This is a genomic window from Flavobacterium sp. FlaQc-52, assembly GCF_044007495.1.
GTDB classification, from domain to species: Bacteria; Bacteroidota; Bacteroidia; order Flavobacteriales; family Flavobacteriaceae; genus Flavobacterium; species Flavobacterium cupriresistens.
This window is the reverse complement of sequence record NZ_JBIPCV010000002.1, coordinates 639,003-652,274: the sequence shown is the minus strand read 5'-3', so window position 1 is coordinate 652,274 and position 13,272 is coordinate 639,003. Positions and strand designations below refer to the sequence as shown.

Below are 13,272 nucleotides of genomic sequence, written 5' to 3'. Positions count from 1 at the left end.
AATTTTTCATGGTTTTAGAGCTTTTATGGTTGCGGTAAAAGCTTCTTTCATCATTGTATCGGTAAGAACAAACGGCTTCCCTCCCAAACTCTTACCCTCAGTATGGAAGTTCAACAAAGTATATAATGGTCCATAGGCAATAGCCCAAAAAACTTCAAAAGACATTGGAATAAGTTCATTATTCTGCAAACTATTATCAATAAACTGTTTCATTATCATTCTGAAATCTGAGAATTTGGTGGTAGAGTTCAATATTATTTCCCCATGCGGTGAGTGTTTAATGATCTCAAAAAAAGCAACTTGCTTGGGATATTTCATGGTAAAACCAGCCCTGTTTACCCATTGTATCCACAATCCTTCTTCAAAAGACATTTCAGGTGAGAAGTCTTTAATTGTACTTGAAAAAAAATCAATCGCAACGGTTGCCCCTATTTTCTGAATTAAATCATCTTTGTCCTTGTAGTAAATATATAATGTCGCTACCGAAATATTGCAGGCTTTTGCAAGCTTGTTCATACTGAAACCCTGAAATCCATCCTGCACGATTTGATCTATTGCTCTTGCAACAACCAGTTTTTCTTTATCAATATCTCTTATTCTCATGCCATTTTTTTAGCAAAGATAAAATAATAAGTGAATGAACGTTCTTTTATTTAAATATTTTTTTCCAAAACCTTAACTATCAATTTTGAAAGCTCTTTTAACAAAAAAAATAGTGCTGCATAAAACTCATGTGGGCACTCTTAAATCCTCAACCCTAATAAAAGCAAGCCTTGCGAAATAATTTTTAATTTATTGCTTCAAAATTGCAGTAGAGCTATTATAATTCCGTTATTTTGCCGGCAAATAAATTAAACCTATTATTCTTAATTATTTAATTACAAGCCTATAGAAATTATTTAAGCAACATACTACAAAACCCCACATTTAACCCCAAAATTTTAACGACAATGAAACCTACCTTTTCCAGAAGTCTATTCACAATAGGCTCCTTATTTTTAGCCATTACGCTACAGACAAGTTGTAGCGACAGTGAGCCAGATGCTTATGAACCGCATTATTTAGCCCAAATTGATGCAGAGAAACTACCTGCTGCGAATCATCCGATGATCATGTTTGCCGATAATGAAGATCCGGCAAGAATGTACGACAAAAAAGACCGATGGTTTAGAGTGAATCAACCTTTACAGATCATACAAAAAGGAAAGGACTCTATACAACTATCTCTTTATTCACCAGTTGGTCTTAAAGATGTGGTGGTCTATGCCAAATTACCGAATTACAGCAAACGTTTTGCACTGTATCATTTTACACAAATTCCTGCTTTTCATCGTTCTGTTCACCAAATTCCACTGGTAGCGGCCAAAAATGATTATCAATTAGAAGACGGAAAAACCGTTACTATCGACAAAATAGATGGATTCTCATCCGGAGGCATTGAATTTTCAATCGAATCCTCTGATCCTTTATTAGCAAAATTCAAGAAAATTAAATCTTCACAATTGGTTCAGTTTCACGACGGGTATCATATCGAAGAACTTGGGAAGTTTTTACCAATGAATCCGGTATTAGCCAAGGAAGCTATTACCATGATCATTAACTACTCTTATGCGTTGAGTCATCCTATTTATTATAAAACACATAATAACTTTGATGTTTATAAAAAAGAACAAGCCGCACTTGCCGGAACAGCGGTAGTGGGTGCTACAGATTGGCATGGCAATACTGCTGATGCAAATGGCCAGTACGACTATTTTACAAAAGCCGAAATTGAGAAGCGTTACTGGGACTATGTTGACGGAAGAACGCTCTACATGGCAATGGTTGGCGGTGATGCTGCATGGGGCGGCGGAGCACTGGCTTCACAATACGAAGGCGGATACGTAACAGGACACTGGAACGGAGAAATGTCGCTTTGGTCTCATGAATATTCGCACCACACCGGTTACAATCATGACAGTAATTTTGCCAATAGTGGCGAAGGTGGCGGACAACAGGAAATGCTGACGCAGTTTTACAAATACTTGATTTACTTAGACGATCTTCCATTTACGGACCCTGATATATTAAAAACCTACACTAAAACACAGTATCTGAAAGGAACTTATAAAAAACCGGTTTTTAAAATCGATCCAAAAAATACATTTTTATTAAAATATAAAGGAGAAGGAAAATGGAACTAACAAGACTATTCAATATACCTAAACTGGTTTTCGTACTGCTTTTAGCATTAACAAGTTGTAGCGATAAGGATGAAAATAATGCCCCTACAGACTACTCCTATTATTATCCAACTGAAGAGGCAACGATAACTGCCAAACAAATTGGAGACGGAACCGGAGCTTTAGATCCAAGAGGAATAACCATCGCCAACGGTAAATTATACGTTTGCAACGGTGATGTTCTTGAAATTTTTGATGCAAAAAGCCTGAAATACATCAAGTCTCTAACGGCTTATACCAAAGGAAGTACGACGATTCCTTTTACCAACCTTTCTTCTGTTTCTGTTGACAATAACAGAATTTATTTAGGAAGTGTTGATTCACGTCTTTTTGTATTAGACGAAAACACTAATCTGGGAATCAATACGGTTGGTAACGGTCAATGGTGGAACACTTTTGTTCACGTTTTTGGAGTTACCGTAAAGGACGGATTGGTTTTTGTAAAAGAAAAACATGCCTCTATAAAAGTTTTTGAGACCTCTCAAATTACAGAAAGCAGTAATTGGAACCTTACTCCTATTGCAAAACTAAACACCCTAAGCGGTTTTGATGAAATGTATTCTATGGATGTGGCGGGTGGAAATCTGGTTGTTGCTGGAAGAGATTCCAAAGCCTATTTGCTTTACAATATTGCAGCCATTCGCGCCAATGCAGCAGCTTCTCTTGTTACACCGTTACAGCCTTCGGCAAAGCCAATTTCGAAGAGCGAACCAACAACAGTATCTTTAGGTGCTGATTGGGCCATAACTTCTGAGAATGTTGATTCGGTTGATTATCTAAGATTTTACCCAAAAGAAGAGTTTTTAAATCAAACCTATACGGCCAGAATAAATGCTACTGATATTATGGGAAAAAATTCTTTCGGTACGATTATGGGAATTACACAATTGGAGGATCGCATCTTCTTATCGGATAAGACCAACAAACAAATTAGAATACTTAAGCTAAAGAAATCTAACATTAGCGAACAAAAATAATAGTAAAAAGCTGCTTCAAAAAATTGAAGCAGCTTTTTTTTATTCAAACAAAGACCATATCTTTCTCTGAAATATTTCAATTAATGTGTGGCCGATTTCGAAAATACATTCATTATAACCACTCCCGAAACAATAAGTAGTATACCAATAATTGCCGGTAGATCCAGACTTTGTTTAAAAAGAATTACCGAAATAATCGCCGTCAACACAATCCCAAAACCTGCCCAGATCGCATAGGCAAACCCAAGTGGAATCGATTTTAAAGCGTGCGAAAAAAAGTAAAAACAAGTTACAAAAGCCACAACTGTTACAATACTTGGTACCAGTTTTGTAAATCCTTCCGATTTTTTAAGAAAGCTGGAACCCACAATTTCTAATATAATGGCTAAGCCCAAGAATACGTATTTCATTTTTTTTGATTTTAAAGTACAAAGAAAGCGAACAATTCAAAACGCTTTTTTGATGTACATCAAAATCATCTATCTCTTTCTGATTCTGCTTAACGTTTCCTGAGTGACTCCAACATAAGAAGCAATGTGTCCCAAATTTATTCTTTGCAAAAGGTCGGGAAACTCCGTAATTAGGGACAGGTAGCGTTCTTCAGCAGCTTCTGTATGCAACGAATTGATTCTTTCCTCCAGAATAATACAAAGTTCTTCTGCCAGTTTTCTACCGATAGTGTTGAGTTCCGGATAGGTTTTATAAAGTTCATTCAGGTCATTGATTGCAATAGAATATACCACAGAGTCCTCTAAAAATTCGATATTTTCGAAAGACGGTTTTCCCGCATACAAAGGAAGAATTGAACCTATTATTACATTCTCAACACCAAACCAGGAATTGACTTCTTTATCATTTTTAATAAAATAGGCTCTTACCAGACCTTTTTCAAGCATAAAAAGACTGGCCATTATTTGTCCTTGTTTTAACAGAAAATCATTTTTCTTTTTGCTGAAATAATTGATTTTCCCGGCAAGCTCTCGTTCTGCTTCGACGGTTAAATCGCCATAGGTCTTTAGTTTTTCTATTAATGGATTCATATTTTCAAAAAGAGATTCTTATTCGTTATAGAATGTGTAAGCTACAAAATAATCGACAAAGAAATCTTGTTTTCTGAAAATCTAAAGTTATTCAATAGCCTTCGTTAGTTACAAATTGACATTCACAACAAAGTAAAATGACATTTTAAACAAAATAGCCATTCTCTTATCCTTCTAATTTTGTCCCATAACATTAACATTAAAAAAAATGGAAAACAATAATTATCAGGGTGCATTACAACAGCCTGTCAATTCAGGTTTTAACGCTACATCAACGGCAAGCGAAGTAATTAAGGGAATTGATCTTACAGGCAAAATTGCGATTGTAACAGGCGGTCATACCGGAATAGGATTAGAAACTACCAAAATTCTTTCTGCAGCGGGTGCGACTGTGATTGTACCGGCAAGGGATCTGAACAAAGCCATAAAAAATCTCCAAAATATTGCTAACGTAGAAATTGAAAGTATGGATTTAATGGATCCTGAATCTGTTGATGCTTTTTCCCAGCAATTTATCGCTTCAAAAAGACCGCTTCATTTATTAATCAATAATGCCGGAATCATGTGGGTTCCGTTGCGCAGAAATAATCTTGGTCATGAATCACAATTAGCAACTAATTATCTGGGGCAATTTCAACTTACGGCAAGATTGTGGCCCAGCCTTAAAAAAGCCAACGGAGCAAGAGTTTTAAATGTATCCTCTTACGGTCATCAGATGGCACCATTTAACTTTGAGGATCCCAATTTTCTTTATCGTGATTATGAGACTTTACAGGGTTATGGACAATCTAAAACCGCCAGCAATTTATTTGCACTTGAATTAGACAATCGTGGTAAAGATTTTAAAGTCAGAGCTTATTCTTTACATCCCGGAAGTGTTTTGGGTACTGATTTAGGTCGCGAGGAACCAATAGAATTATTCAAACAATTGGGTACTCACGATGCTTCGGGCGCAATAAAACCGGAAGTAGCGGCTAAACTTAAAACAATTCCTCAAGGTGCGGCAACCACCATTTGGTGTGCAACAAGTTCATTACTAGACCATATTGGAGGTGTATATTGCGAAGATGCCAATATTGCCGAATTAGATTTAGGTCAAATAGAACATCGTTTTGACGAACCATCTACAATACGCGGTGTACAACCCTATTCGCTTGACGAAATCAACGCAAAAAGACTCTGGGATTTAAGTGAACAAATGACTGGGGTGGTGTTTCAGGTGTTGTAATGTTGTGAGGGGGTTTTGGAATCTTCAAGTTTCATGTTTCATGTTTCATGTTTCAGGTTTCAGGTTTCAGGTTGCATTCTCGGCTTGGGTCTAAAGTGTATAGTAAGACCGTCACCCATCTAACTTGAAACCTGAAACATGAAACTTGAAACAAAAAACCCCTTCCAAGCCTATTTTATAGTACCTTAGATCAATCTAAATCATTTTGTATAATCCTATTGCGATGGAACATATCTCTAAATATTTAACCTGGGACATTAAGCTTTCCTGTTATGAGGACAAACTTTTTAAATCCGATTTGATTTTTGAAGATCATATGTTGATCTGGTTTATTTCGGGCGAAACAAAAATCATACAGGCCGATACGACCTCTATTTTTAAGACCGGTGATATCTTTCTGATTCCGAGAAATCAGTTGGCCACAATTATCAATTATCCTAAAAATGGCCTTCCGCATAAAACCGTGGTCATGCATTTATCGGTTGAACGACTTAAGAAATTCTATCAGAAAATCGATATTAATTCCAACCTTCCTTTTGAAAATAAAATCTATCATTTTAACAATCACCCACTATTAGAAAGTTGTATGGCTTCTGTGATTCCTTACTTTGATTTGGAAGGCGATTTTCCCGAAGACCTCGCCTCTCTCAAAATAACGGAAGCAATCAGCATACTAAGAACAATCGATAAAAATATTGATCGTGTCTTAGCTAATTTTGACCAACCCGGCAAAATTGATTTAATCCGTTTTATGGAACGCAATTTTATGTTTAATATGCCCATGGAAAAATTGGGCTATCTTACGGGGCGCAGTTTGTCTACCTTCAACAGAGATTTTAAAAAACATTTTAATACCACCCCTCAAAAGTGGTTAACTGAAAAAAGATTGGAACTGGCTCATTATTATCTCATTCAGAAAAAGAAAAAGCCAACTGAAATTTATCTTGAAGTAGGTTTTGAGGATCTCTCTCATTTTTCTTTTGTTTTCAAAAAGAAGTATGGCGTTTCTCCAAATCAATTGGTTTGTCTTGAAAATTAAAAACCAACCTAACAGGTTTTAAAAACCTGTTAGGTTTATATTTTAAAATAACAAATCAGGATCCACTAAATCGGATAATTTCTCTTTTAAATGTGGTTTTAAAAGTGTCAGTCCAAATTGGTAAGAGGCATTCATCCAGCCAAATCCTTCTTCGGTGATGTAATTAAATTCTGTTCCCACATTTCCGTACTCCGCAAAAATCTTATGGGAACTTATAGACAAATCAAATTTTTCGGGAATTGTTCCATTGTAATCAACCGCATTTCGCGTGATCAGCCACAACCAGCGATAGACCATCTCTTGTGTTTCTTCCTGAAAATTGTAATTCAATAACCCTTTCCATAATAATATTTGATGCGGAGCCCAGCCAAAAGGATAATCCCATTGCCTTGTAGGATCATTTTCGGTTACCGCAGCAATAGATGATTTTGTACTTCCGGCAATTCCGCCCTTCATTTTAAATTTAGGCAATGTCTTTTGAACCAACGTGGCGGCTTGTTCCTGCGTACAGATTTTGGCCCACAAGGGATAAAAAGTTGTTGCAGCTTCAAAATAGTGTTGCTCTTTTAACTCGAAATTATAGTCAAGATAAAGACCATTAGCTTCATTCCAACACAATTCGTTGATCTTTTCTTTTCTTTGTGCTGCTTTTTTTCTCCAATAATCACTGGAATAACGGGTGTTTTCGTTGTACTGGAAATCATTTTTAAAAACAGATTCGATCAAAAAGGCAATATCAGTTTCATATTTATAGAGAAGACTGTTTATGGCTACCGTATTTAAATCGGCACAAATCCCAACCAATCGATTTGTGGTGTCGTGACCACTTTCGCGCATGCTTCTGTCATGGGTGAAATAATGGTCCAAATCGGCGTCTAAAATTTCTCTTTCCAGGTATTTTTTCTCAAATTCTCTGGTCGAAAGCTTGTATTTTGGAGCGTACTTTTCTAATATATCATCAAAATGCCCTTCCTCGACCTCAAACGGGAGTCCAATTCCTTCTGCTTTGTAACGGTTTAATCCATTTGGAGTAAGCCTTTTCCCTTCTTCCATCCAAACTGTTTGGTATTCTTTTATGGCTGTTTTTAAGTGCCTTTCAACCCATGAAATCCCAGGATTGGACTTTTGGATAATGTCAACAATCAATGAGGTATATAAAGGTGGTTGGGTTCGGGTTAAATAATAACTGCGATTGGCATTTAAGATTTTCCCATAATGATCAATCTGGTATTTGAAGTTTTCGGCCATGCCAAGTGCCAAATCAATTTTGTCATCAATCAAGAGTCCCATGGCAATAAAATAACTGTCCCAACCATACATTTCATTAAACCTGCCACCGGGAACTACAAAAGGGACTCCATCGGTTGTATCGTTCTTAGTTTGGAGCGCTAAGGCTAAAATACCGGGTTTTTTATTCAATGATAAAACATATTCCGGCGAAATAACCTCAGGCAACTGAACCACTTTTAAGGTAGGGTTTGCTGCTTCTAAATTTTTGAAATAAGTAAAAGCTGTTGTGTCTCCGGCCGGTACATATAAATACGAAATCGCATTTTCTATTTTATCATCCTCCAAAATCTTTTTTACTCCGGCAGCATCAATCGTTCTGGTAAGCCCGTTCCAATATAAATCCTTAATTTTTCGGGAGATTCTTTTTACCGGATCTTCTGTTATATCGGCTAAGTTGATTTCCGCAAATTCAACATTCGTCTTTTTGGACAATGCCAATTCCTGTAACAAATTTGAAAGCTGATACGTTCCTTTAATGGCAATCGAATTTCCTTTATCATCTTGTAATGAAAAGCTTTTTGGTCCCTTATCATCAATGGTTATCTTCTTGTCGCCATCAGTGTCTTCCTGAGCCAATAATTGACTAAGGGTCTGATTGATATGTATTTTAAATTTCATTTTTCGAAGTAATTTTTTTGAGAATAAAAAAGGAGATCAATAATAAAAACATCGGGATCAACGTGAAATAAAAGGCTTTCTCCGGACCTTCATTTTTAAATAACCAACCTGTTATACGCGAACCTAATGTACCTCCAAGAGCAGAAAAAATAACAATTAATCCTGTCATTGAACTTTGCAGATTTTTGGGTAATGAACTGAGTACAATTGAATTCAGTAAAGGATAAATTGGTGCTATAAACAACCCAATAAGCGGAAAAGCAAATCCAATAAGCGGAATATCTGAAAGTGAATTAATATTTTTTACTTCAAGTCCAACCACATTTGGCAGCACAAAATAGACAATCAACATGGCTGCTATCACGCAAAAACTTAGTACCCAAATCCAATTAATCTTTTTGGTAACGATTCCGGCAACAAGCCTCCCGATCGCCAATGATATCGCCAGAATACTGGCCATCATTATGCTGATGTTTTCGGGTAAATGAAGTACTTTGGTATTAAAGGTTGGCAGCCAGGAAAGTATTCCCTGCTCGATCATTACAAATAGAAAAACGCTGATTACAAAAATGACTGTAAGTGTTTTTGCGATCAATTTAAACATTTGTAGAAAATCATCTGTAAAATTTGCTCCCGCAGTTACCTTAGTTTCTTCAAATTTGGTAAAAAACAGAAACAAAAAAGAAAGCAATGATAATCCGGCCAGAAACCAATAGACATTTAACCAGGAATCCGGATTACTTTCGTCATTAAAAGCCGGAAACAAAAAATAAGCCAACGCAATTCCGATCATAAAAACGCCTTCAATACTGCTCATTAAGGCATTATGTTCCTTCTGACTTTCGGTAATGGTACCAATTAACGAATACACCGAAACTTTTATCAATGCAAAAGAGACACCTACCGTTGCAAATAGTATTTTGGCGTTGTCAAACGAATTTCCGAAATACATTGAAATACAGGCCAGAGTTACCAATGCCAAACCTGTCAGCATTGCTTTTTTGTAACCGATCCGAGGCAGAAATGAGGCTATAAAAAAAGAGACAATAGCTATAGGCATATCCTTAAAAGCCTCTAGAATACTGGCCTGTACTTCGTCTACTCCGTAATTTTTTTGTGATTTAAGAATTACAATCCCTACGCTATTCAATAAAATAGCAAAGACAAAGTAGTTCAGATAAAGTGATATTTTAATTCCCAGGTTTTTCATTCGTGGATTTCTTTTTTTTAAACCAGTACATTAGTTTGAATATGCTTGTTTTTGGTTGCTATAATTCTATATTTTCGTTTAATAGAACACTTGTAACTAAGTATTTCTTGTTCTTTTATGATCATGCATATTTTGCCATGACTCGAGCGATAGCGAACAGGCGAAGCAATTTCACCAATTGCCACGAATATTTTTTTCTTGCCACTGATTACACAGATTAAAAGGATTTTTTTCTGTGTATAAATTAATCTGTGTTAATCTGTGTAATCTGTGGCAAAAAACTATTTTATTTTACCGCAACAGAGTTTTATAATCTAACGAAAGATATTGCATTACGGTTCTTTCTCTAAAGTTACAAAAATACCAAATGCCGTTTTTCACAACAGCATTTGGTCACCATCCATCTAAACTAACAACTAATTAAAAATTAACGGCTACTGAGAATCTAAAAGCGCGCCCCAAAATTGGTCTTGCCATAAACACATCGCTTGCTGCTGACGTGGTTTGTCTCGGATCGCCTTCTGTTAAACCGATTTCATTGAATAAATTCGATGCATCAACCGCAAAACGAAGGTTGTTGTACGTATAATTTAAACCTGCCCCAACTTCTTTATAGGCTGGTAAAACCTGCTTATTATCCTGATTGGTGAATTTTTTATCATAATAAGAGAATTGTACATAAGCTGTAAAATCTTTTGTGATATCTACTTCCGGTCTTAGATTACAGAAGAATTTAGGGATTCTTCGGGCTGTATTCCCATTAAAATCAAAGGTAGAACCGTCTGCATTTGTACCCGTAAACTTATCATATTCCGGTTTTTGAACGGTGAATGTAAAATTCAGTTTTACCATCTCGTATCTGGCATTGGTTTCTACTTCAAGTCCAATATTGTTCACGTCAGCAAACTTGTTTTCAGAACTTCCATCCGATAAAATATCGGTAAAGGCAACATTTTTCAAATTCATATGGAATACATTGGCATTCACAGTGAAAAACGAACCGGAATATTTGTAACCTAGTTCTAACTGATTCACTTTTGTATTCTCCAACTTGCTTAAATCAGCAGCGTTGTCATAAAACGATTCTTCAATTGGAGATCTGAAACCGTGGCTATATCGAACATAAGAAGCCATATTATCATTGAACTTATAATTTCCGGCGGCAGTATAGGACCATTCACTCACATCATATCTCCAATAGGTATACGGATTTCCTTTTACGGTTGTCACGGCATCATCGGCGGTATTGTTGTCTAAAACCCCTAAGTTTTCGGCAAAGAATCGGGCATTGTCTCTATAACCTGAATATTTGTCTTTATTGTAGCGTAAACCGGCATTAAAAGTAAGATTATCAGTGGCTTTAATTTCTGCGTCGGCATATATGTCATTTAAAACACCTTTGGTTTGCGCATCTCTTTCTAGCCAAGTGATTCTTTCAACTCCATTCCACGTGTGGTCTACTCCGGTTGTATTGTCTTTTACATTTAAAAGTCGCGGATTGTCAGAAACATTTACCAGATACGAATTCCAGTTCCAGTATTGATTCGATTTCCAATTCGAATAATAGTATCCTGCGGTCAACTTCACAGGGTCTAAATCAAATGAGAAAGAGAAATTATTCGCAAAATTGTTCATTTTTTTCTGAATGTACCAATGATCTGCTCTCATAATTAGTGCATTTGGATCAACAGCAGCTCCATTATCTACATAAGTATAAGCTAAATTACCGGCAGTGGTTTTTTGAATATCGGTCGCATAAAAATCTTGTGTCCACGGACCTCCGTTAGGAAAAATGGCGTTGTAATTCAAATCGATTGCCGTTTGTTTGAATGCATTTTTGAATGTTACTTTATCAGATATTTTCTTTTTAAACTCCGCTCCGATTGAGTTGATAACAGGATGAGAACCATCTTCTAAATCGGCAGTAAAAGTGCCACCACCGTATTGCGGAACATTCAAATGACTAAAATTTGCAGAAGTCAGCGTTCCATAATTTGGATTGAAACCGTCTATGCCTTCAATTTTTCCGTTATTACTTTTTAAGGGTATTGGCAGATAAAACGTATTTCTGTCATTAAGATGTTTGAAATTAACTCTTAAATAATCTCCATCATCAAATTTATAAGTCAAATTTCCTTTGATCTGACCTCCTTTATTAGCAGTGAAACCTGTATTTCTTACTCCATTATCAGCTCTGTAAAAACCGCCGACATTAAAGAATAATTTATCCTGAATTAAAGCACCTGATAAATTAAGGTCGGTTCTGAACATCCCGTAATCTGAGGTCGAAAATTTAGCTCTTCCCTGAAACTCATTTTGCCCTGTTTTTGAGATAAAATTGATAATTCCACCCGGAGCATTGTTCGCAAATATCGAAGCTGATCCTCCACGTACTGCTTCCATTTTACTAACGGTCTCATCTAACCTATAAAAAGTATCGGCATTGGCAAACTGCAAAGCTCCGTCTTCAAAAACCGGCAATCCGTCTTCCTGAATTTGTACATATTCATAAGCTCCAGCTGATGGAATCCCTCTTGCAAAAAGGTTGTTTCCAATTTCTCCTCCCGAGGCTTCTACTACGAATCCCGGAATGGTTTGAAGTAAAGCTGCGGTACTTATTGGGGCTCGGTCTTCAATAGCCTTTGCTCCCATCGTTGTAATTGCCACACTTGATTCTAATTTAGATCGTGGACTGGATGATCCTGTAACCACTACTTCTTTCAGGCTCTGTGATTCCGTTTCTAAGAACAGGTCTTCCTTTACTGACTCTCCTTCTTTTACAGTAATTTTTTTCTCGAAGCTTTTATACCCCACATTTGTTGCTGAAATGGTATAACTCCCGGCAGCTACATTCGAAAATAAATAACTTCCGTTTACATCTGTAATCACATTTTGATCGCTTCCCTTTAAGGATACATTTGCTCCCGGAATAGTTTGTCCGGTTTCGTCGAATACTTTTCCGGAAACAGTATTCTTCTCCTGTGCCAACAAATGGTTGGGAACAGAAATTAGGCACAACATTAAAAATAGTCTGCCTAGATACGCATTAATTGGTTTCATTTGGTATTGGTTTGGTTAGTAAATCTTATGATTGTTACTGTAAACTTATACAACTAATTATACCCTGACTATGAAAATAAAATCGAAAACGTTTTCGAAAACACCTAAAACGTTTTCGATTTTATTTTATTTAAGTATAAAGTTAGTTTTTTTAACCGCTAAGTTCACAAGGGGCAACGCTATAGCCTGTTATTTTATGTTTTTATGTCTTTGCGGAAAAATTTTCACGCAGATTTTGCAGATTGAGCGGATTAATTTGGTTGCTTATGATTTATTTGGATTGTTCTATTGTTAAAATGTACAAATCGAACGATTACATATTTTTTTACAGAATCGGAAGAAATCAGCCTAATCTGCAAAATCTGCGTGCACAAAAAACTTAATTTAACTTTTGTGTTGGTATTTCTAACTATTATGCTTTAAAGAGTTTATATGCAAAGGGGTATTAAATTGTGTCGTTATGTTTTGCCGAAAAATTTTCACACAGATTTTGCAGATTGAGCGGATTTATTTGGGCGCTTTGAATTTATTTGGGTTGTTCTCTTATCAAAACTTACAAATCAAACGATCGCAATTATTTTGGAGAGT

The 13,272-nt window shown here is 36.2% G+C and carries 10 protein-coding genes; 4 read left to right on the top strand and 6 right to left on the bottom strand.

All coding sequences use genetic code 11. The features are described from left to right. Positions 1–6: 6 nt before the first annotated feature. Entirely contained in the window at positions 7–603 is a 597-nt protein-coding gene (locus ACHRV5_RS06570) for a TetR/AcrR family transcriptional regulator (RefSeq protein ID WP_395426187.1), read from the bottom strand. A gap of 347 nt (positions 604–950) precedes the next feature. On the opposite strand from ACHRV5_RS06570, the gene ACHRV5_RS06565 reads away from it, so the two are divergent. Continuing rightward, positions 951–2,183 (top strand): hypothetical protein, encoded by a 1,233-nt coding sequence (locus tag ACHRV5_RS06565; protein WP_395426186.1) that lies wholly within the window; start codon positions 951–953, stop codon positions 2,181–2,183. Next, positions 2,174–3,199 carry a hypothetical protein gene (locus ACHRV5_RS06560; protein ID WP_395426185.1) on the top strand — a complete coding sequence of 342 codons (1,026 nt, stop codon included), beginning with the start codon at positions 2,174–2,176 and terminating at the stop codon, positions 3,197–3,199. The genes ACHRV5_RS06565 and ACHRV5_RS06560 overlap by 10 nt, the downstream gene beginning before the upstream one ends. Before the next feature lie 80 nt (positions 3,200–3,279). On the opposite strand, the gene ACHRV5_RS06555 is transcribed toward ACHRV5_RS06560, so the two are convergent. Both ACHRV5_RS06555 and ACHRV5_RS06550 read right to left on the bottom strand, forming a co-directional pair. Beyond that, positions 3,280–3,609 (bottom strand): multidrug efflux SMR transporter, encoded by a 330-nt coding sequence (locus ACHRV5_RS06555; RefSeq protein ID WP_047776512.1) that lies wholly within the window; start codon positions 3,607–3,609, stop codon positions 3,280–3,282. 69 nt (positions 3,610–3,678) lie between these two features. Further along, positions 3,679–4,239, bottom strand: coding sequence for a Crp/Fnr family transcriptional regulator (locus ACHRV5_RS06550; RefSeq protein ID WP_230001805.1), 561 nt, complete (start codon positions 4,237–4,239; stop codon positions 3,679–3,681). 208 nt (positions 4,240–4,447) lie between these two features. Between ACHRV5_RS06550 and ACHRV5_RS06545 the strand changes: the two genes are divergently transcribed. Together ACHRV5_RS06545 and ACHRV5_RS06540 are read left to right on the top strand one after the other, a co-directional pair. Further along, positions 4,448–5,467 carry an SDR family NAD(P)-dependent oxidoreductase gene (locus ACHRV5_RS06545; RefSeq protein ID WP_395426184.1) on the top strand — a complete coding sequence of 340 codons (1,020 nt, stop codon included), beginning with the start codon at positions 4,448–4,450 and terminating at the stop codon, positions 5,465–5,467. 223 nt (positions 5,468–5,690) lie between these two features. Continuing rightward, the gene (locus tag ACHRV5_RS06540; protein WP_395426183.1) at positions 5,691–6,506 is read left to right on the top strand and encodes a helix-turn-helix domain-containing protein; all 816 of its coding nucleotides are present in this window, start codon (positions 5,691–5,693) and stop codon (positions 6,504–6,506) included. Between the two features lie 42 nt (positions 6,507–6,548). On the opposite strand, the gene ACHRV5_RS06535 is transcribed toward ACHRV5_RS06540, so the two are convergent. From ACHRV5_RS06535 to ACHRV5_RS06525, 3 genes are all read right to left on the bottom strand, one after another. Then, on the bottom strand, positions 6,549–8,414 hold the full coding sequence (locus ACHRV5_RS06535) for a trehalase family glycosidase (RefSeq protein WP_395426182.1): 1,866 nt from the start codon (positions 8,412–8,414) through the stop codon (positions 6,549–6,551). Further along, on the bottom strand, positions 8,404–9,624 hold the full coding sequence (locus tag ACHRV5_RS06530) for an MFS transporter (RefSeq protein ID WP_395426181.1): 1,221 nt from the start codon (positions 9,622–9,624) through the stop codon (positions 8,404–8,406). Before ACHRV5_RS06530 ends, ACHRV5_RS06535 begins: the two co-directional genes overlap by 11 nt. A 420-nt stretch (positions 9,625–10,044) precedes the next feature. After that, positions 10,045–12,684 (bottom strand): TonB-dependent receptor, encoded by a 2,640-nt coding sequence (locus ACHRV5_RS06525; protein WP_395426180.1) that lies wholly within the window; start codon positions 12,682–12,684, stop codon positions 10,045–10,047. Positions 12,685–13,272: the final 588 nt, after the last annotated feature.